The sequence below is a fragment of the Pseudochrobactrum sp. AO18b genome, assembly GCF_000409565.1.
Classification (GTDB): domain Bacteria; phylum Pseudomonadota; class Alphaproteobacteria; order Rhizobiales; family Rhizobiaceae; genus Pseudochrobactrum; species Pseudochrobactrum saccharolyticum.
The window spans coordinates 1-18,512 of record NZ_ANNO01000215.1; the positions used below are offsets into that span (position 1 = coordinate 1).

Genomic DNA, 18,512 nt, shown 5'->3' on the forward strand with positions numbered 1-18,512 from the left:
ATGGAAGGCTGAGCACCGGCTTTCAGGCATGCGAGCGATGCTGCCTTTGCAGCGCGCTGGCAGGCATCACGCAAAGACAGGCCGCTGTCGAGACCGGCCGCGAGATAGCCGCAGAATGTGTCACCGGCACCAACCGTATCCACCGGCTTAACCTTCAGGGCGGGCAGGCTGTAATGCTCGTCCGGTGTTGCCACCATAATGCCCTGCGCACCCAGCGTTACGATAATGGTACGGCCATAATGTTCGGCAAAGTCGATCATTCTGGCCTGACGGTCATCGCCGGACAATTCAAGCTGAACACTGGCCAGATCAAATTCCGTTTCATTGGCAATAATAATATCGGCGCGCGGCAACAGGCTTGCGGCATCATCACGCCAAGGCGCGGTATTGAGAATGCAGGTTGTGTCGCTGGTTTCTGATGCAGCGATGGCTTTCTCCAGTGTCGGCAGCGGAATTTCCATTTGCAGAAGCAGATAACCGCCATCCAGATCAGCGGTGTTTACATCGTCTTGCGTAACCAGACCATTGGCACCCGGAATAACGATAATGGTATTTTCGCCGCTGTCTTCAACAGTGATGAGCGCGATACCGGTGGCATCGCCGCGTGTGGCGACTCGGGTCAGATCCACGCCGTCGGCACGCAGCAATGCAACGGCCTGCGAAGCGAAGGAATCATCACCAACAGCACCGACCATACGCACGGATGCACCGGCACGTGCGGCAGCGAGTGCCTGATTGGCACCTTTGCCGCCGGCGGCTGTTGAGAAGTTTCTGCCTGTGAGGGTTTCACCGGGCTCCGGCAGTTTCGGACTGCGGGCGATGAGGTCAAAATTAATCGAACCGATAATCGTAATCATAAAACATCCGGTATTTAAACCCGATCGTCAGCGGCGGCTGCGTGTCAGGGCGTTGGAAAAAGCACTTGCAAAGCTCTCGCGGTCATCGGGCGGCAAAAATCTGCCAATATCCAACGTTCTGCCGTCACTATGCAGCTGCATCTGGATAATGCCGATATCATCTTTACGGGTAATGTGAAACCGTGTGCGGAAAGGATTAAACTGATATGCGCGGATACGTCCTGAAGCGGAGACTTGCCTGATAAGTAACTGTTCGCGTGAAACCGTAATTTCTTCCCGTTGTCTGGCGGCATAATAATTAAGCCGGAACGCCAGATAGATCAGGGCAATGTCCAGTCCGAACAATCCGACCACCGGCCCGACTACTGGCAATGCGCCGATCTGCATGAAAACCATGCCGATACAAGCCCAGAGCAGCAGCAGGCTTAAAATCATGATCTGAAAACCGCGCGCACTTAAAGAACGGTAGGGAAGCAGGGTCGCTTTGAAAAACTGTGCGCCATAGGCGTCCGGATCAGCACCGTCCGGATGGTAGGGTGCATTCATGGCAATAACTCTCGGGGCCGCATATCGTTGGTAAAAGCTCGACAGCACAAAATACTAGAGCAAGTTTTGTGCCCCGAAAAAGAGCACGGCACTCCAGCCTGCGGCAAGCTTGCAGATAGGCTTCTTGCTTATAGCTTACTATATAAATGCCATGCAGAACAACCAGACCCAGATTCCCGCAAAATCTCAGCGTCGTGTCAGCGGCACGCTTTACACACCGGCAGAAATCCATGAGATTTTCCGGCGGTTTTCCGTGCAGCGTCCGGAGCCGAAAGGTGAGCTTGAGCACGTCAACACTTTCACGCTGCTGGTGGCGGTGATGCTGTCGGCGCAGGCAACCGATGCGGGCGTGAATAAAGCAACGCGGGCTTTGTTTGCCATTGCTGACACACCGCAAAAAATGGTCGATCTGGGTGAAGAGGTTGTCGGCGATTATATCCGCACCATCGGCCTGTGGCGTAATAAAGCGAAGAACGCAATTTTACTGTCTCAGGCGCTGATTGATAATTTCGGCGGTGAAGTGCCGGGTGACCGTGATGCGCTGGTGACTTTGCCGGGGGTGGGGCGCAAAACCGCGAATGTCGTGCTGAATATGGCTTTCGGTCAGCCGACAATGGCGGTGGATACGCATATTCTGCGTATCGGCAACCGGATCGGTCTTGCGCCTTACAAAACACCGGATGAGATCGAAGCCAAGCTGGTGAAGATCATTCCGGCAGAATTTATGATGCATGCCCATCACTGGCTGATCCTGCATGGCCGCTATGTCTGCAAGGCCCGCACGCCGGATTGCGCCAATTGCGTGATCGCCGATATTTGCAAATCGGCGCAGAAAACCAATACTATTCCTGCGCCCTTGCTACGGATTGAAGATTAAGCACGGTGCAGAAGCTGGCGCAGGGCGGCAGTTGGTGCATCAAACACGTGTGTCTTGTGGCGGATAAGTGCAGCGGCATTTGCCATAGAGGTTTGCGCCAGAACTACCAGCTGGCTGCCTGTATAATGTGCGGCGTTCGCAGTATCTGCAATTGCTCTTTCATAGGCTTTGATCTCACCGGCACGGAATAAATCCCATGCGCCGTCAATCAGCCTGATATCGGGTGCGACCTGCGCATTGGCAAAGACCTGACGGAATAATTCTGTCGTCGGTTCCAGTGTTGTCGGGGCAGTACACAGAACACTCACAGATAAACCGCTCTCCAGAGCCTGCTCTGCCAGAGCACGGTCTGTGCGCAGAACAGGCTTGGCAAAACCGGCGCGGGCACTGTCAGCGATTGCACCAAGGGTTGAACAGGTCACAAGAACTGCATCTGCCTCAGTGATGAGGTTTTGGATGATATGCAGCGTTGCCATTTCAATGGCTGGAGTAATACCTCCCTGCTTTTCTGCCGCTTCCAGCAATTTACCGTGAACCGCATGGTTGAGCTGTCCGGCATCAAGCTGGAAGGCTGCGGCAGCTTTCCCGAAAATTTCAATATTGCTGGCGGCCGTATGCAGGCAGGCAATGCGCATCTGTTTCTCTGTCAGTTTCTGTTGTTTGTGACCGGTTTCTTACCGCTCAGGGCTTTATGCAGATGCACCATCATGGCAGCGGCGAAGAGCGGTGTCAGCAAATTGATGAGCGGTATCGCCATAAATCCGGCAATCACCAGACCACCGAGAAAAACTGTAATCCGGTTTTCTTCACGGAAGGCTTTGGCACCATCCTCACCGCGATAGCGCATGGCTGCAAATTCAAAAAACTCACGACCGAGAAGATAGCCGTTGACGATGAAAAAGGCGATCAGATTAACGCCCGGTATCAGCAGCATCAGCAATGCGAATAAGTTGCCGAGAATGACCACTACCAGAAATTTGAGCGAATAGACCAGTGAGCGGCCAACCGGCATCGGAGTGCCGGCCGGTTCATTGCTGTAATCCTCACGCTCGATAATTTCAGCCACATCGTCAAGAAACATACCTGCAATCAATGCAGTAACCGGTGCGATCAGAAAAGCGAGCAACAGCGCCAGCACAAAACCAGCGGCAATCGCGGCAAACAGGCCGAGCCAGCTTGTCCAGTCCGGCATGGCAGGCAGCATATTTTCAAACCACGGCCATGCCAGCCAGAAAAAGAACTGCCGTGCCAGTGCCCATAATGCGATCAGTGCCAGCAGGGTCAGGCCGAGCGATTTCCACAGAACTGAGCGGAACTCCGGTGAGGGCAGGCGGTAGAGGGCATTAAGTGCGGCGGTGAGGATCATCGGGGCTCCGTCTTTTTTGTCTGGCGCGCATCTTATCCGAAAACCGCTATACACTTTTCGGGATGCGCTCTTTTTTCCGATAGATAGGGAGCCTGTACAGGTGCAACAAGATGAGCTTTTACAGATCGCCCGCTGTATTGATGAAAATGAAAACGCTTTTCTGCACTGGCAAAAAACACATTCCATAGATAGAACTGGTGCCGCAATGGATGCGAGGGCTGAGTTCCGGCCATCCGCCGCGAAGTTTTTATGGGAGTAAAAGCCATTTCTGCCGCCAAATATGACGTGTTATGCATCGGGAATGCAATTGTTGATATTATTTCCCGCACCGAAGATGATTTTCTGGTCAATAACGGTATCATCAAAGGTGCTATGAATTTGATCGACAGCGAAAGAGCCGAGTTGCTTTACAGCCGCAAAGGCCCTGCGATTGAAGCGTCGGGCGGCAGCGCAGGTAATACTGCGGCAGGTGTGGCCAGTCTGGGTGGTCGCTCTGCCTATTTTGGCAAAGTGGCGATGGATCAGCTCGGTACGATTTTTACACATGATATTCGTAGTCAGGGTGTGGCGTTTGATACGGCACCATTGCAGGAAGGCGTACCAACCGCGCGTTCCATGATTTTTGTGACGCCCGATGGCGAGCGTTCCATGAATACCTATCTCGGTGCCTGCGTGGAGCTTGGTATTGAAGATATTGAAAGCTCTAAAGTCAGCACATCCAAGCTGGTTTATTTTGAAGGCTATTTGTGGGATCCGCCACGTGCCAAAGAAGCAATTTTGCTGGCGGCGAAAATCGCCCATGAGCATGGCCGTGAAGTGGCCATGACCCTATCCGATCCGTTCTGTGTGGATCGCTACCGTGATGAGTTTCTTGATCTGATGCGCTCTGGTACTGTCGATATTGTTTTCGCCAATGAGGCGGAGGTTAAATCGCTCTATCAAACTTCATCTTTTGAGAGTGCGCTCGAAGCCTTGCGTGCCGATTGCAAGCTGGCTGCAGTGACCCGTTCGGAGCAAGGCTCGATCATTCTGCGTGGTGATGAAACCGTGGAAGTGCAGGCGATTGAAATTGACGCGCTGGTCGATACAACCGGTGCAGGCGATCTTTATGCCGCCGGTTTCCTCTATGGCTATACCAATGATTATCAGCTGAAAGAATGCGGTGCGTTCGGTTCATTGGCTGCCGGTATTGTTATTCAGCAAATCGGCCCGCGTCCGCAGAATAATCTGAAAGATATTGCTGCACAGGCCGGTCTTATCAAAGCCAGCTGAATGGATAAATAAAACGGGTAGATATGACTTCCCGTTTTTATTCGTCGCGCACAATGCCGTCGCGTTTGAGTTCTTCTTCTGTGCGTCCGCGTCGCGCTTTGTGTGCAGGCAGTACCCAGCCGTAATATAAAGCGCCGCCGCGGATCAGAAAAGCGATGCCGGTACCGGCCAGCACAGAGAATGTGATCGGCGCATTGAGTGCACTCAGCGCCACAAACGTACAGGCACCGGCAAGAGCTGCGGAAATATAGATTTCACGGCGCATCAATACAGATGGTTGTCCTGCCACTACATCGCGCAAGACGCCGCCCATTGTTGCGGTGAAAATTCCGGCAACAATGGCAACCCATGCATTGAAACCGAGATGCAGTGCCTTTTCTGCGCCCATCACGCTGAACATCGCCATACCGATCGCATCAAGCCAGAGCAAAATACGATAACGCGATTCAACACGGTGCGCGGTGAAATAGACCAGAACAGCCGCACTTGTGCCGATCAGCAGATAGAGCGGTTCGCGCACCCAGTTGACCGGTGTATTGCCGAGCATCAGATCGCGCAGGGCACCACCGCCGACGGCGGTCATATTGGCAAGAAAGATGAAGCCGATAATATCAAGACGGCAGCGCGAGGCCGCCAGCGCACCGGTTGCGGCAAAGACAAAGACACCGGCATAGTCGATAAAATCGATAAATGTCATGTCTTGTCCTCCCTTATCTAAGCAAATCGCACCGGATTGCTTATGCCTGTGTAGCGCAATTTTATGAAAATTCAGCCCAATAAAAAGCGGACGCAAGGAAAGCCCTGCGTCCGTTTTGTCTTTACACTGAGCGACTGAGACTGATGTTAAGCCGCAATGTCAGAATATTTTATTCTTTAGGGCCGCCGCGTGATACGCCGACCATGGCTGGACGCAGAACGCGGTCGCCGATGGCATAGCCGGTCTGCATGACCTGAACGACCGTATTATTCGGCACTTCGGCATTCGGAACTTCAAAAATCGCCTGATGGAAATTCGGGTCGAATTTCTGACCTTCCGGCGACAGCTGGGTTACGCCATGACGTTCCAGCGCATTGATCATTGCGCGTTCAGTCATTTCCACGCCTTCAGCCAGTGCTTTCAGGCCTGTGTCTTCAGCAAGCGCATCTGTCGGAATAGCATCCAGCGCACGACGCAGATTGTCGGAAACCGAAAGCATGTCGCGTGCAAAATTGGTTACCGCATAGGCTTTCGCATCCTGCATCTCACGGGCAGTGCGTTTACGCAGATTTTCCATATCGGCAGCCAGACGCAGCATCTGGTCTTTCAGCGCATTATTTTCCACCTGCAATTCGGCAAGCGGGTTGATGGCATCTTCAGCGGCAGCATCATCTTCTGCAGCTTCAGCCACTGCTTCATCCTTGCGCGCTTTCAGAAAATCATCAGCGGCACGCTTCAGAGCATCGCGGTCACGCGGATTATTCAGGTCGCGCTGGCCAAGATCTGGGGTTTCGCCGTTTTTCTTTTCGTCAGCCATTATTCTCTTCCGTCTTGAATCATATTGTCTGGGATATCGATGTTTGTGTACTGAAAATCAAGGCCATCGCTCTGTGGCGCGGCAAATTAACAGGGTGAAACCGGTTTTAACCCCGTAACAGGCGGGAAACCAGCGAGGCCGTATAGTCCACCATCGGCACGATACGGGCATAATTGAGCCTTGTCGGGCCGATCACGCCAAGCGCGCCGATGACCCGTTGTTCGGAGTCGCGATAGGGCGCAACCACCAGTGAAGAGCCGGACAGGGAGAAGAGTTTATTCTCCGAGCCGATGAAAATCCGCACGCCGGAACCGGCTTCCGCCAGATCCAGCAGCTGGATCATGCCTTCTTTGGTTTCCAGATCGTCAAACAGCAGGCGCAACCGCTCCAGATCATCCTGCGCAGAAATGTTTTCCAGAAGATTGGAACGTCCGCGTACAATCAAACGGGTTTGCTGGTCGCCGGATGCACCGCTCCACACTGCCAGCCCCTGTTCCACCAGATGTTGGGAGAGGCTGTCGAGCGCCTGACGGGTTTCCTCCTGCAAAGTTGCAATCTGATTGCGGGCTTCAGCAAGGGTTTTGCCGTGGATATGGGCGTTCAGAAAATTCGAGGCTTCGATTAGCTGCGAAGAGGTAACACCTGCGGGCAGATCAAGCACACGGTTTTCCACGTCACCGCTTTGTGTAACCATCACCGCCAAAGCGCGGGTTGCGTCAAGCCGCACAAATTCAATATGTTTGAGCGCGCCTTCGGCCTTGGTCGCCAGTACCAGACCGGCACCGCGTGACAGACCGGAGAGTATCTGGCTGGCTTCGGTCAGCACATGCTCGACAGAATTATTTTGTCCTGCCGCCCGCACCTGATGTTCAATACTGCTGCGTTCATCGGCAGGCAGGTCGCTGACCTCCATAAAGGCATCGACAAAGAAGCGCAGACCCAGTTGGGTCGGCATCCGGCCTGCGGAAATATGCGGAGAATAGACCAGTCCCAGATGTTCCAGATCACTCATCACATTGCGGATGGTTGCCGGAGACAAAGATAAAGGCAGCAGACGTGACAAATTACGCGAACCGACCGGCTCGCCGTCATTTAGGTAGCTTTCAACAATGCGCTGGAAAATATCGCGTGACCGCTGATCCAGCACTTGTAAAGGGGCATGCAGATTGTCAGCACGCTCTGATCTGATCATTCGTCAATTCGCTCCATTTATGAGCAATATATAGGCTATTGTGCAGCGCGGGCAAAGGGCGGGAGATGCCCTTTGCATGTTTCCCCTTCGATTTTCCTTTAAATTTGGCCGCTTCGGGCTTAGAAGCAAAACAACTGCCTTTCAAAGGTGTCATCAGATTACAGTCAGGCTGCCGCTCATTGGCGATGCAGTCTTGTTTTAAAAGGAAAATCCATGCGTCCATCCAAACGCACTCCGGACGAAATGCGTGCAATCTCTTTTGAACGCGGTATTTCCAAACATGCAGAAGGCTCCTGCCTTGTGAAATTCGGCGATACCCATGTGCTTTGCACCGCAAGTCTTGAAGAAAAAGTTCCGGGCTGGATGCGCAACAGCGGTAAAGGCTGGGTCACAGCAGAATATGGCATGCTGCCACGCTCAACCGGTGATCGTATGCGTCGTGAAGCCGCCAGCGGTAAACAGGGTGGCCGCACACAGGAAATTCAGCGTCTGATCGGCCGTTCCTTGCGCGCTGTTGTCGATATGCAGGCTCTGGGCGAATATCAGATCACCGTCGACTGCGATGTTATTCAGGCTGATGGCGGCACCCGTACTGCGGCCATTACCGGCGGTTGGGTTGCGCTTCATGATTGCCTGCGCTGGATGGAAGCCCGCCAGATGGTCAAGGTCGACAAGGTTCTCAAAGATCATGTTGCTGCAATTTCCTGCGGTATTTACGAAGGCGTGCCGGTGATTGATCTGGATTATCCGGAAGATTCATCCGCGCAGACCGATGCGAATTTCGTGATGACCGGTCGCGGTGGTATTGTTGAAGTGCAGGGCACTGCCGAAGGTGAACCATTCTCGGATGAAGAGTTTGCGGCGCTGATGGTACTGGCACGCAATGGTATCAAGCGTCTGGTTGACCTGCAGAAAATGGCTGTTTCTTAACTCGGAAACAGGCGGCTCTGAATGCATTTTGAATTATCCAATAGTTTAATTGGATAATTCACCCGATCGTGAGCGGAGAATGTTCCGGAACCTGTTATAACGGGCCGGAGCATTTCCGTAACAATGATGATGGTGGGAAATTCATAATGCAGAACGAGCAGCTGAAACCGAAACAGATCCTTGAAACCGCGCTTTATGTGCGCGATATCGAAGAGGCTGTGCAGTTCTACCGCGATATTCTGGGGCTGGAACTGGCATTGCCCTATAATCATCGCAATGCATTTTTTCGCTGCGGCGAGGGCGTATTGTTGATTTTCGACGCCAAAGAGACGGTAAAACCGGCACCGGAAGGGGCGCTGCCTGTCCCGAGTCATGGTACGACCGGTGCAGGCCATATGTGTTTTGCAGCCAGCCGCGAGGAAATCGCAGGCTGGAAGCAACATCTGGAAAAACATGGTATCGAGGTTGAGCGCGAATTTGACTGGCCGAATGGCGCGCGCTCACTTTACATCCGCGATCCTTCCGGCAATTCACTGGAATTCGCTGAACCCAAATTATGGAATAATGGATAAACTGATGAGAGAGCTGAACAAAGGCAAACTGGTTGTTGCAAGTCACAATGCGGGTAAGCTCAAAGAGTTTGCCGATCTGATCGGGCCGTTCGGCTTTGATACGCAGTCTGCCGGTCAGCTTGGTCTGCCGGAGCCGGATGAAACCGGCACGACTTTTGAGCAGAATGCTTATATCAAAGCTTTTGCTGCGGCTGAAGCAACCGGTCTGCCGGCTCTCTCGGATGATTCCGGTATGATGGTTGATGCGCTTGGCGGAGAGCCTGGCGTCTACACCGCCAATTGGGCGGAGCTGCCGGATGGTAGCCGTGATTTCAATATGGCGATGGGCAAAGTCATCGATAAGCTTGCAGCCGCAGGTGCGATGCAGCCGGAACAGCGCAAGGGCCGCTTTGTCTCTGTGATCTGCCTGTGCTGGCCGGATGGTCACGCGGAATATTACCGCGGTGAAGTTGAAGGCCAGATTGTAACGCCACGCGGCAATGACGGTTTCGGCTTTGACCCGCTGTTCCTGCCGGATGGTTATGACAAGACATTCGGTGAAATGACTGCAACGGAAAAACACGGCTGGAAGCCGGGTGATGCGCATGCCTTGTCGCACCGTGCCCGCGCATTCAAATTGTTTGCCGAAGCAAAATTTGCCACGGCGGAAGTTAAATAATGCAGTCTCTGTCTGCCGTCGCTAATGCAAATAGTGTGAACCCGCTGCCCATCTTACAGGCAGACGGGGATCATGCTTTCGGCATTTATCTGCATTGGCCGTTCTGCATGGCCAAATGTCCTTATTGCGATTTCAACTCGCATGTGCGGCATCAGCCGGTGGATCAGCCGCGTTTTGCGCAGAGCTTTCTGCGTGAAATGGCGACTTTGCGCGAGCGGACAGGGCCACGCACGGTTACCAGTATTTTTCTGGGCGGTGGCACGCCATCACTGATGCAGCCGCAGACTGTCGGCGCGCTGCTGGATGGAATCGCCAAATACTGGTCCGTTGCTGACAATATTGAAGTGTCGCTGGAAGCCAATCCGACCAGCGTAGAGGCAGACCGTTTTCGCGGCTACCGCGCTGCCGGTGTCAATCGCGTATCGCTCGGTGTGCAGGCACTGAATGACCGTGATCTCAAGCGTCTCGGACGTTTGCATTCTGTTGCCGAGGCGAAAGTGGCGATCGGTCTTGCACGCGAGATTTTCCCGCGTTTGTCCTTCGATCTCATCTATGCCCGCCCTGACCAGACGATTGCCGACTGGAATGCGGAATTGCGTGAGGCCGTAGCCCTCGCAGCCGATCATTTGTCGCTCTATCAGTTGACAATTGAAGAAGGCACACAGTTCTATAATCTCTGGAAGGCTGGCAAACTGACCACTCCGGAGCCGGATCATGCCGCAGCACTTTATGAAGAGACGCAGCGCGTGACGGCAGAGCTTGGTCTGCCTGCCTATGAGATTTCCAATCATGCGGTTGCAGGGCGTGAGTCCCAGCATAATCTGGTCTATTGGCGCTATGGCGAATATGTCGGCGTTGGCCCCGGTGCGCATGGGCGTTTCCGTGAGAATGGCACACGCACAGTGACCATTACCGAAAAACATCCTGAAACATGGGTGGATAAGGTTGAGGCCTCCGGTCACGGTATTATTGAAGAAGAATATCTGACAGCGGAACAGGAAGGCGATGAATTCCTGATGATGGGACTGCGCCTGAAAGAAGGTGTTGATCTCAACCGCTATCAGAAGCTGACCGGCCATGGTCTGAACCCGCAGCGGCTGGAACAGTTGCTGGAGCAAAAATTGCTGGAACTGCGCGATGAGCGTTTCTTGCGGGCAACGCCGGATGGTGCTTTGCTGCTCAATACGCTGGTTGCAGAACTGACTGCATAAGCCTTTAAAATAAGGATAGAACGTGGAAGACAATCTACAGGAAACGCGCGGCTATGTGGTGGGGGAAAAGAACTTCCGTGCCCGCCCGATTGAGCCTGCGCTCTATATTGTCGCCACGCCGATCGGTAATCTCGGTGATATAACTTTGCGGGCGCTGGAAGTGCTGGCATCGTGCGATGTACTGGCCTGCGAGGATACGCGCGTTACCCGTGTGCTGCTCAACCGTTTTGCAATTGCCCGCCGTCCGATGGCCTATCACGAGCATAATGCTGCTGAAGCCGGGCCGAAAATTCTGGAAGCTCTGGCGGCCGGTAAAAGCGTGGCACTGGTTTCCGATGCCGGTACGCCGCTGGTTTCCGATCCGGGCTATCGTCTGGTCGAGGAAGCCCGCAATGCCGGTTATAAAGTGGTGCCGGTGCCCGGTGCTTCTGCGGTGATGGCGGCTTTGATGGCTTCCGGCCTGCCGACCGACAGTTTCATGTTTTGCGGTTTCCTGCCACCGAAGCAGGGGCAGCGCCGCAATAAACTTGAGACCTATAAGACCATTGATACGACGCTGATTTTCTTTGAATCGCCTAACCGTGCATCGGATACTTTGCAGGATATGGCGGCAGTTTTTGGTGCGGATCGTCCTGCCGCTTTGTGCCGTGAGCTGACCAAAGCCTATGAGACTTTTTCAACCTCGACTTTGGGTGCGCTGTGCGAACAATATGACGGCGAAGACCGTATTCGCGGTGAGGTGGTTTTGCTGGTCGGTGCGCCTTTGCAAAATTCCGTGCCGGTGACCGAGCAGGATATTGATGCCTTATTGCTTTCGCTTGCGCAGGAACTGTCACCGTCCAAAGCCGCTGGCGAGGCCTCCCGTATGACCGGTAAACAAAAAGGCGAGTTGTATCAGCGCCTGATGATATTGAAGGCTCAAAAATAATGAGTACGTCTCGTGAGGAGAAGCAAAAAGCATTTTCTCGCGGGATACGGGCGGAACGGCTGGCCGCTTTTGCTCTGATGCTTAAAGGTTTTCGTATTGTCGAGCGGCGCTATAAAACCCGCTTTGGCGAGATTGATTTGATCGCCAGACGCGGCAGTCTGGTGCTGATTGTTGAGGTCAAAGCACGTGCCTCCGTTGAAGCGGCGATGGAAGCTGTCAGTACTATGAACCTGTACCGGATTGAGTCCGCAGCCGATCATTGGCTTGCCCGTCAGCCGGATCATGACAGGCTTTCTCTGCGCTTTGATCTTATCGCGGTGCTGCCGCGCCGCTGGCCGGTGCATATTCCGGCGGCTGTCAGTTTCCGGAACTAAATTTCACGAAATTTGCAAAACTCGCAAAAGCGATGCGGCGCAGCGGTCAAGCGCACAAGCCTGTTGCTTATAAGCTGCCACAGAATGCGCGATACTCGGCACAATCTTTAACCACCCTTTGAAAGGTGCTGATTGTGACGGCTCACCCAACCAGATTAACGGCTTTTCCGGCTTTCTTCCGCGTGGACAGCGCGGCAGTGCTGATCGTTGGCGGAGGTGAAGAGGCGCTGAACAAAGCGCGGCTGATTGCTGAAACAACAGCGCAAATCCGCATCGTGGTACCGGAAGGTGAGACACCGGAAGCTGATCTGGTGCAGTTCGTGCTGGATGGTGGCTATAATTTACGTACCGGTGCTTTGCAGGATAATGATTTCGCTCAGGTGAAACTCGCATTCGTGGCGACAGGTGATGCCGCACAGGATGCAAATATCGCTGATGAGATAAAAGCACGGCATATTCCGGTCAATGTGGTCGACAGGCCGCATCTGTGCGATTTCTTCACACCTGCGCTGGTGGCTCACGCACCGGTTGCCGTGGCAATCGGCACGGAAGGTGCAGGGCCGGTATTGGCGCAAAAACTGCGCCGCGAGATCGGTGCAGCGCTTTCTCCGCAGATCGGTGCACTGGCGCAACTGGCTGCGGATTATCGCGACAAGGTGGAAAGCACACTGCCGAGAGGTACAGCGCGGCGTCAGTTCTGGAATGTATTTTTCAACGGCACCATTACACAGGCTGTTGAGCGCGGTGATCTGAGCCTTGCGCGGGAGCTGGCCGATCAGGCTCTGATTGAGGTGAATATCCCTGCCGGTTATGTCTGGCTGGTCGGTGCTGGACCGGGGGCTGAAGATCTGCTGACTTTGCGTGCGCAACGCGTGCTGATGCAGGCGGATGTGATCCTTTACGATGCGCTGGTGCCGGAGAGCGTGGTGACTATGGGCAGGCGCGATGCGGTACGCATTCCTGTGGGTAAGCGCAAAGGCTGCCATAGCAAAAGCCAGAGCGAGATCAATCAGCTGCTTGTTGAGCTTGCTCAGGAAGGGCAGCGCGTTGTGCGGCTCAAATCCGGCGATCCGCTGGTCTTTGGCCGTGCCGGTGAAGAAATGGCCGCTTTGCGTGCAGCCAATATCGGTTTCGAGATCGTGCCCGGCATTACTTCAGCCATTGCCGCTGCCGCAGATATGCAGTTGCCTTTGACATTGCGTGGTGTTGCATCCTCCCTGATTTTCACCACCGGTCACGATATGGCGGGGGACATACTGCCGGACTGGGCGCGGCTCGCTCTCAGCGGCGCAACCATTGCTGTCTATATGGGCGCAAGCGTTGCCGCTTCTGTTGCGAGCCGCCTGATCGGTGCCGGTCTGCATGAAGATACGGCGGTGGCTGTGGTGGAAAATGCCGGACGGAGCGAGCGTGTAATGCTGCACGGCCTCTTAAAAGATCTGGCACATCTGAAAAATCATAAAGAGCTGCGAGGGCCGGTGATGGTGATTATCGGCGATGCGGTTGCCGGTGCCTCTCTGGAAGATGCCCGCCCGCTTGCCCAGCAACAGACACCGGTATTGCATGCCTTGCAAGCCGGTGAAAAGGAGAAAGCATAATGACAGTCAAAGTTCTGAGTGCCAATCGTCTGAGCGACGGTGTTTCGGTCTGGCTTGCTGCGGATGGTCATTGGGCGAGCTCCATTCGCGGGGCATTGCTGGCGCGTCATCCTGAAGCTGTGGCAGCGCTGGAAGCGGCCGGTCAGCAGGCCAGCCGTTTTGACGAGGTGGTGGATATCAATCTGATTGAGGTCGAAGAGCGCGGCAATGAGCTGTTCCCCGTTCGCCTGCGCGAGCGCATCCGTCTGTCCGGCCCGACAATCACACCTGTTGTACGGCTGCATTCTGTAGCTGGTTGAATTTTAATGCGCATTGGGAGAGCGTTGAATGTATCGGTATGATGAGTTTGACCGCGAATTTGTTTTCGCCCGTGTGGAACAGTTTCGCGATCAGGTTGCACGTCGTCTGAGCGGTGAGCTGAGCGAAGATCATTTCAAGCCGCTGCGGCTGATGAATGGTGTCTATCTGCAACTCCATGCCTATATGCTGCGCATTGCTATTCCTTACGGCACTTTGTCCTCGCGTCAGATGCGTAAGCTGGCGCATATTGCCCGTGTCTATGACCGTGGTTACGGGCATTTTACCACACGACAGAATTTACAGTTCAACTGGCCGAAACTCACCGATATTCCCGCTATTCTGGAAGAACTGGCCGAGGTGGAGATGCATGCAATCCAGACCTCCGGCAATTGCATCCGCAATGTAACAGCCGATCATTTTGCCGGTGCGGCACGCGATGAAGTGGCCGATCCGCGCCCCTATGCCGAAATTTTACGCCAATGGTCATCATTACATCCGGAATTCTCCTATCTGCCGCGCAAATTCAAAATTGCGGTCACGGGGGCTGAGGCAGATCGTGCAGCCATTCAGGTGCATGATATCGGGCTGCATCTGAAAGAGAACGAGCAAGGACAGCGCGGCTTTGCAGTCTATATCGGCGGTGGGCAGGGACGCACGCCGATGATTGCCAAGAAGGTGCGGGATTTTCTGCCGGAAGCCGATTTGCTGACTTATATTACCGCTATCGTGCGGGTCTATAATCTCCACGGTCGCCGCGATAATAAATACAAGGCGCGTATCAAAATCCTCGTCCATGAAACCGGACTGGAAGATTTGCAGGCGCAGATTGAAGCCGAATGGCAGGTGATTAAAGACAGTGATCTGAAACTGCCGGAGGCCGATATTGCGGCCATTAATGCCTATTTTGCTGCGCCCGATTTGCCGGAGCGCGCAGAGGGGCACGGGCTTGTCGCTGCAACACGTAAAAATGATGCGGGTTTTGCCTCATGGTTTTCCCGTAATGTGACACCGCATAAGCATCCTGATTATGGTGTGGTGACAATCTCGCTCAAAGCGATCGGCGAGATTCCGGGCGATGCGTCAGCCGATCAGATGGACATTGTGGCTGATCTCGCCGAGCATTACTCGCAGGTAGAAATCCGCGTCAGCCATGAACAAAATCTGGTGCTGCCGCATGTGGCACTGGCCGATTTGCCTGTGCTCCATGCGCAATTGCAGCAGGCCGGTCTTGCCACAGCCAATGCAGGGCTGATTACCGATATTATTGCCTGTCCTGGTCTGGACTATTGCGCGCTGGCCAATGCCCGCTCCATCCCTGTGGCGCAGCGTATTTCCGAGCGTTTCGGTTCGCAGGCGCGGCAGGAAGAGATCGGTGATCTGAAGATCAAAATCTCCGGCTGCATCAATGCTTGTGGTCATCACCATGTCGGCCATATCGGTATTCTCGGCGTGGAGAAAAAAGGTGAGGAATTATACCAGATCACGCTCGGCGGTTCCGGTGATGAGCAGACATCTATCGGTGACATTACCGGTCGCGGCTTCTCATCTGAAGACGTGGTGGATGCCATTGAAACGGTTGTGAATACCTATCTGACTATCCGCAGCGCACCGCAGGAAAGTTTTCTGGAAACCTACCGGCGCTTAGGGGCGCAGCCGTTCAAAACCGCACTCTACGGGGAGGCTGCCCATGCAGCCTGATACGCATCAACGGGTTGCGGACAGGGTTCAGCATCTCAATCATCTTTATGGTGAGGCACCGGCTGAGGACATTATTGCTGCCAGTGTGCAGGAATTTGGTGCAGGGCTGGCAGCCGTATCCTCTTTCAGTGCGGATTCTGCAATTTTGCTGCATCTGATTGCGCAGGCGCAGCCGTCTCTGCCGGTTTTGTTTTTGCAGACCAATAAGCATTTTCCGGCAACATTACGCTATCAGGCACAACTGGTGCAGGAGTTGGGGCTGACAGATGTCCGTGATCTTCTGCCGGATGCGAGTGCTTTGAAAACCCATGATCCGCTGGGCGCACTGTGTCTGACGGACAAAGACCGTTGCTGCGATTTACGCAAAGTCCAGCCGCTTGCACAGGGCATTGCACCATTTCAGGCATGGTTCACGGGGCGCAAGCAGTTTCAGGCGGCTACGCGTAACAGTCTGCCCGCTTTCGAGGCTGTAGGGCAGCATATCCGCATCAATCCTCTCAAAGACTGGAATGCAGTACAGCTGGAAACTTACCGCGAGACGCATCATCTGCCGCCGCATCCGCTGGTGGAGCAAGGCTATCGCTCCATAGGTTGCATGCCATGCACGCGGCCGGTCAGTGATGGTGAGGATCAGCGGGCAGGGCGCTGGTCAGGTTCCGGTAAAACCGAATGCGGTATTCATCTGGGTGGGCTGGAGCAGCATTTGCAGCAGGATAAAACAAAGGGAGCAGATGCATGACGGATGTTGCATTACCTGTCGTCTGGTCACGCAGCGGCCTGACCGAGGATGAATTTGTAGCGGTTGAGACGCTTGAGGAAATTGCGGGTCACACAGCTGTGCTGCTATCGCTGACACTCTGGGCAGAGCTGAACACACAGCCAAATCGCCTGCGCAATATCCGTATCGGTGTGCGGGTGGAAGCCGGTGAAACGCTGGATGCGCTGCTAGCCGGTCTCGACCGGATTGATGTGCTGGTGCTGGATTTTCCGGCTTTTAATGACGGGCGCTCTTTTTCCAAAGCCGCACGGCTGCGCTCTCATTACGGATTTGCCGGTGAGATCAGAGCATCAGGCGCTGTGCATATTGATCAGGTGAGTGCGATGCTGCGCTCCGGTTTTGACACGCTGCAGGTTAAAGATGCACGGACTTTGCAACGTCTGCTTACCGGAGAACTGCACGATAGCGGTATTTATTATCAGCCGGTTGCCGGTGGCATTCATGGTGCCGAGCAGAGGCTGGCCGGATATAGCTGGCGGCGGCGACAGGGTCTGTAAGATCAGCTGTTTTCAATACAGCCTGAATAGTTTTCACTATGGTCAATTCACGGTTTAGGGGCAGGGAGGCAGGAATAAAGCTTGTTTTATGTGCTGAAAACATTATCTACCATTATATCTCCCAAGTCTGCGCTGTTCAAAAGGCATCGTTTTGAGTTCTGATACACTTTTCATTCATGTAACCGATCAAAAGGGCGAGCGGCATACGCTTGAGGCTCTCGAAGGCTTTCGCGTTATGGAAGTGATCCGTGACTGGGGCCTGAATATTAAAGCGGAATGCGGCGGTGCCTGTGCCTGCGGCACTTGTCATGTTTATGTAACGCCTGAATGGGCGGATAAACTCTATGATCCGCAGGATGAAGAGCTGGATCAGCTCGACCAGACCTTCCATGTCGAGGATAATTCGCGGCTTTCCTGCCAGATTATTATGACGCAGGATCTGAACGGTCTTGAAGTCCGGCTGGCTCCGGGCACGGAAGCAGACCGTGAAGCGGCTTAACGCTCAATTTTCACATTGAATTGAAGATGACTTTTCCGGCGCCCATATGATAGATAACCATTCTTCATATCAACCGGCTGGTTAGGAAACACTCGTGATACGGCATATTGTATTTTTCAGCGTCAAAAAAGATCAGGACGTGGAGGATGTATGTCGCCGTTTACGGGCTCTGGCGACGATTCCCCATTCCGAATGTTTTGAAGTTGTAGCGAACAGCAAAGTTGATCCGATGTGTGACAGGATTGATCTGGTTGTTTATGGCGAGTTCCGTGACGAAGCAGCCTTGGCGGCTTTCAAGGCGCATCCGACCTATGATGCGACGACTCAGGCTGTGCGCCCGTTGCGCGAAATGCGCTATTCGGCTGATTTCACATCAACCATTGCCTGAAATAATCCCCTGAAAAGCAGTGCGATTGCTGATATTCATGATGATCTGCAGTTGAAGATTCACGTTAAAAGTGATTGTCTGGCTTTGAAATGATGACAAGCTGGCGGTTATTGCACTGCAGGCTGTGTTTAAAACTGCTTTAAGCCCGCACGGGCTGGTACATAGGAAATGCATATGGACGATTATGAAAAATATGCCATGGGCATGATGATCGTTTTCGGCGCGCTGATTATTGGTGCCCTGATAACCGTAAATCTTGTGGTTTATGACAAGCCCGGCTTCTTGTTTGCACTTGGTGCGGCAATCGTCGCATGGTTTTCGGCATTCGCTGTTTTGCTGGATAAGCCGCGTGTTTACGGCGCATTGATTGCTGTGGCGATCGGTCTGGTTGCGGCTTCAATCGGCTCTTATGTTACCTGATCAGCTGATAAAGTTTGACTTTAATAAAACGCCCCCC

At 53.7% G+C, this 18,512-nt stretch carries 25 protein-coding genes; 17 read left to right on the plus strand and 8 right to left on the minus strand.

The features are described from left to right. Nucleotides 1–857, minus strand: an 857-nt coding sequence (locus A918_RS0108785; protein WP_022710708.1) for a ribokinase, incomplete at its 3' end; no start/stop codon positions are given. A gap of 27 nt (nt 858–884) precedes the next feature. Then, nucleotides 885–1,403, minus strand: coding sequence for a DUF2244 domain-containing protein (locus A918_RS0108790; protein ID WP_022710709.1), 519 nt, complete (start codon nt 1,401–1,403; stop codon nt 885–887). Between the two features lie 151 nt (nt 1,404–1,554). Here A918_RS0108790 and nth point away from each other — a divergent pair, with 151 nt between their 5' ends. Further along, on the plus strand, nt 1,555–2,280 hold the full coding sequence (nth, locus tag A918_RS0108795) for an endonuclease III (RefSeq protein WP_022710710.1): 726 nt from the start codon (nt 1,555–1,557) through the stop codon (nt 2,278–2,280). On the opposite strand, the gene A918_RS0108800 is transcribed toward nth, so the two are convergent. Both A918_RS0108800 and A918_RS0108805 read right to left on the minus strand, forming a co-directional pair. Continuing rightward, the gene (locus A918_RS0108800) at nt 2,277–2,915 is read right to left on the minus strand and encodes an aspartate/glutamate racemase family protein (RefSeq protein ID WP_022710711.1); all 639 of its coding nucleotides are present in this window, start codon (nt 2,913–2,915) and stop codon (nt 2,277–2,279) included. The genes nth and A918_RS0108800 overlap by 4 nt on opposite strands. 11 nt (nt 2,916–2,926) lie before the next feature. Beyond that, nucleotides 2,927–3,646, minus strand: a complete 720-nt coding sequence (locus tag A918_RS0108805; protein ID WP_022710712.1) for a sulfate transporter family protein — start codon at nt 3,644–3,646, stop codon at nt 2,927–2,929. 100 nt (nt 3,647–3,746) lie between these two features. Here A918_RS0108805 and A918_RS21780 point away from each other — a divergent pair, with 100 nt between their 5' ends. Continuing rightward, nucleotides 3,747–3,905: a hypothetical protein gene (locus A918_RS21780; protein WP_156831414.1), complete on the plus strand. Its 159-nt coding sequence runs from the start codon at nt 3,747–3,749 to the stop codon at nt 3,903–3,905. Further along, nucleotides 3,896–4,918: an adenosine kinase gene (locus tag A918_RS0108815; protein ID WP_022710714.1), complete on the plus strand. Its 1,023-nt coding sequence runs from the start codon at nt 3,896–3,898 to the stop codon at nt 4,916–4,918. The genes A918_RS21780 and A918_RS0108815 overlap by 10 nt, the downstream gene beginning before the upstream one ends. A gap of 37 nt (nt 4,919–4,955) precedes the next feature. Here A918_RS0108815 and A918_RS0108820 read toward each other — a convergent pair whose 3' ends face one another. The 4 genes from A918_RS0108820 to A918_RS21785 form a co-directional block, all read right to left on the minus strand. Next, complete coding sequence (locus A918_RS0108820) at nt 4,956–5,615, minus strand: trimeric intracellular cation channel family protein (RefSeq protein WP_022710715.1); 660 nt, start codon at nt 5,613–5,615, stop codon at nt 4,956–4,958. Nucleotides 5,616–5,784: 169 nt separating this feature from the next. Next, nucleotides 5,785–6,432: a nucleotide exchange factor GrpE gene (grpE, locus tag A918_RS0108825; protein WP_022710716.1), complete on the minus strand. Its 648-nt coding sequence runs from the start codon at nt 6,430–6,432 to the stop codon at nt 5,785–5,787. Between the two features lie 106 nt (nt 6,433–6,538). Continuing rightward, the gene (gene hrcA, locus A918_RS0108830) at nt 6,539–7,624 is read right to left on the minus strand and encodes a heat-inducible transcriptional repressor HrcA (RefSeq protein ID WP_022710717.1); all 1,086 of its coding nucleotides are present in this window, start codon (nt 7,622–7,624) and stop codon (nt 6,539–6,541) included. Then, on the minus strand, nt 7,602–7,847 hold the full coding sequence (locus A918_RS21785; protein WP_156831415.1) for a hypothetical protein: 246 nt from the start codon (nt 7,845–7,847) through the stop codon (nt 7,602–7,604). Before A918_RS21785 ends, hrcA begins: the two co-directional genes overlap by 23 nt. On the opposite strand from A918_RS21785, the gene rph reads away from it, so the two are divergent. The 14 genes from rph (at nt 7,838) to A918_RS0108900 (ending at nt 18,475) form a co-directional block, all read left to right on the plus strand. Next, nucleotides 7,838–8,554, plus strand: coding sequence for a ribonuclease PH (rph, locus tag A918_RS0108835; RefSeq protein WP_022710718.1), 717 nt, complete (start codon nt 7,838–7,840; stop codon nt 8,552–8,554). The two genes, A918_RS21785 and rph, sit on opposite strands and share 10 nt — an antisense overlap. 161 nt (nt 8,555–8,715) lie before the next feature. Further along, entirely contained in the window at nt 8,716–9,126 is a 411-nt protein-coding gene (locus A918_RS0108840; protein ID WP_028233582.1) for a VOC family protein, read from the plus strand. A 4-nt stretch (nt 9,127–9,130) separates the two neighbouring features. Continuing rightward, nucleotides 9,131–9,784, plus strand: coding sequence for an RdgB/HAM1 family non-canonical purine NTP pyrophosphatase (gene rdgB, locus A918_RS0108845; protein ID WP_028233583.1), 654 nt, complete (start codon nt 9,131–9,133; stop codon nt 9,782–9,784). After that, nucleotides 9,784–10,995: a radical SAM family heme chaperone HemW gene (gene hemW, locus A918_RS0108850; RefSeq protein WP_022710721.1), complete on the plus strand. Its 1,212-nt coding sequence runs from the start codon at nt 9,784–9,786 to the stop codon at nt 10,993–10,995. Before rdgB ends, hemW begins: the two co-directional genes overlap by 1 nt. Nucleotides 10,996–11,017: 22 nt before the next feature. Next, complete coding sequence (rsmI, locus tag A918_RS0108855; protein ID WP_022710722.1) at nt 11,018–11,923, plus strand: 16S rRNA (cytidine(1402)-2'-O)-methyltransferase; 906 nt, start codon at nt 11,018–11,020, stop codon at nt 11,921–11,923. Then, entirely contained in the window at nt 11,923–12,297 is a 375-nt protein-coding gene (locus A918_RS0108860; RefSeq protein ID WP_022710723.1) for a YraN family protein, read from the plus strand. The genes rsmI and A918_RS0108860 overlap by 1 nt, the downstream gene beginning before the upstream one ends. Before the next feature lie 125 nt (nt 12,298–12,422). Then, on the plus strand, nt 12,423–13,895 hold the full coding sequence (gene cysG / locus A918_RS19965) for a siroheme synthase CysG (RefSeq protein WP_022710724.1): 1,473 nt from the start codon (nt 12,423–12,425) through the stop codon (nt 13,893–13,895). Continuing rightward, nucleotides 13,895–14,194 (plus strand): DUF2849 domain-containing protein, encoded by a 300-nt coding sequence (locus A918_RS0108870; RefSeq protein ID WP_022710725.1) that lies wholly within the window; start codon nt 13,895–13,897, stop codon nt 14,192–14,194. Before cysG ends, A918_RS0108870 begins: the two co-directional genes overlap by 1 nt. 28 nt (nt 14,195–14,222) lie before the next feature. Beyond that, entirely contained in the window at nt 14,223–15,893 is a 1,671-nt protein-coding gene (locus A918_RS0108875) for a nitrite/sulfite reductase (RefSeq protein ID WP_022710726.1), read from the plus strand. Next, nucleotides 15,883–16,632 carry a phosphoadenylyl-sulfate reductase gene (locus tag A918_RS0108880; RefSeq protein ID WP_022710727.1) on the plus strand — a complete coding sequence of 250 codons (750 nt, stop codon included), beginning with the start codon at nt 15,883–15,885 and terminating at the stop codon, nt 16,630–16,632. Before A918_RS0108875 ends, A918_RS0108880 begins: the two co-directional genes overlap by 11 nt. Then, nucleotides 16,629–17,168, plus strand: a complete 540-nt coding sequence (locus A918_RS0108885; RefSeq protein ID WP_022710728.1) for a DUF934 domain-containing protein — start codon at nt 16,629–16,631, stop codon at nt 17,166–17,168. Before A918_RS0108880 ends, A918_RS0108885 begins: the two co-directional genes overlap by 4 nt. Nucleotides 17,169–17,319: 151 nt before the next feature. Beyond that, on the plus strand, nt 17,320–17,667 hold the full coding sequence (locus A918_RS0108890; protein ID WP_022710729.1) for a 2Fe-2S iron-sulfur cluster-binding protein: 348 nt from the start codon (nt 17,320–17,322) through the stop codon (nt 17,665–17,667). Nucleotides 17,668–17,761: 94 nt separating this feature from the next. Beyond that, nucleotides 17,762–18,055, plus strand: coding sequence for a Dabb family protein (locus A918_RS0108895; protein ID WP_022710730.1), 294 nt, complete (start codon nt 17,762–17,764; stop codon nt 18,053–18,055). A 174-nt stretch (nt 18,056–18,229) separates the two neighbouring features. Then, nucleotides 18,230–18,475, plus strand: coding sequence for a hypothetical protein (locus A918_RS0108900; RefSeq protein ID WP_022710731.1), 246 nt, complete (start codon nt 18,230–18,232; stop codon nt 18,473–18,475). The last annotated feature ends 37 nt before the right edge of the window (nt 18,476–18,512 follow it).

Coding starts and splice junctions, on each gene's coding strand:
- A918_RS0108790 (WP_022710709.1), bottom strand. CDS start 1,403: ATGAATGCACCCTACCATCCGGACGGTGCTGATCCGGACGCCTATGGC.
- nth (WP_022710710.1), top strand. CDS start 1,555: ATGCAGAACAACCAGACCCAGATTCCCGCAAAATCTCAGCGTCGTGTC.
- A918_RS0108800 (WP_022710711.1), bottom strand. CDS start 2,915: ATGCGCATTGCCTGCCTGCATACGGCCGCCAGCAATATTGAAATTTTC.
- A918_RS0108805 (WP_022710712.1), bottom strand. CDS start 3,646: ATGATCCTCACCGCCGCACTTAATGCCCTCTACCGCCTGCCCTCACCG.
- A918_RS0108815 (WP_022710714.1), top strand. CDS start 3,896: ATGGGAGTAAAAGCCATTTCTGCCGCCAAATATGACGTGTTATGCATC.
- A918_RS0108820 (WP_022710715.1), bottom strand. CDS start 5,615: ATGACATTTATCGATTTTATCGACTATGCCGGTGTCTTTGTCTTTGCC.
- grpE (WP_022710716.1), bottom strand. CDS start 6,432: ATGGCTGACGAAAAGAAAAACGGCGAAACCCCAGATCTTGGCCAGCGC.
- hrcA (WP_022710717.1), bottom strand. CDS start 7,624: ATGATCAGATCAGAGCGTGCTGACAATCTGCATGCCCCTTTACAAGTG.
- rph (WP_022710718.1), top strand. CDS start 7,838: ATGCGTCCATCCAAACGCACTCCGGACGAAATGCGTGCAATCTCTTTT.
- A918_RS21785 (WP_156831415.1), bottom strand. CDS start 7,847: ATGGACGCATGGATTTTCCTTTTAAAACAAGACTGCATCGCCAATGAG.
- rdgB (WP_028233583.1), top strand. CDS start 9,131: ATGAGAGAGCTGAACAAAGGCAAACTGGTTGTTGCAAGTCACAATGCG.
- hemW (WP_022710721.1), top strand. CDS start 9,784: ATGCAGTCTCTGTCTGCCGTCGCTAATGCAAATAGTGTGAACCCGCTG.
- A918_RS0108860 (WP_022710723.1), top strand. CDS start 11,923: ATGAGTACGTCTCGTGAGGAGAAGCAAAAAGCATTTTCTCGCGGGATA.
- A918_RS0108870 (WP_022710725.1), top strand. CDS start 13,895: ATGACAGTCAAAGTTCTGAGTGCCAATCGTCTGAGCGACGGTGTTTCG.
- A918_RS0108875 (WP_022710726.1), top strand. CDS start 14,223: ATGTATCGGTATGATGAGTTTGACCGCGAATTTGTTTTCGCCCGTGTG.
- A918_RS0108880 (WP_022710727.1), top strand. CDS start 15,883: ATGCAGCCTGATACGCATCAACGGGTTGCGGACAGGGTTCAGCATCTC.
- A918_RS0108885 (WP_022710728.1), top strand. CDS start 16,629: ATGACGGATGTTGCATTACCTGTCGTCTGGTCACGCAGCGGCCTGACC.
- A918_RS0108900 (WP_022710731.1), top strand. CDS start 18,230: ATGGACGATTATGAAAAATATGCCATGGGCATGATGATCGTTTTCGGC.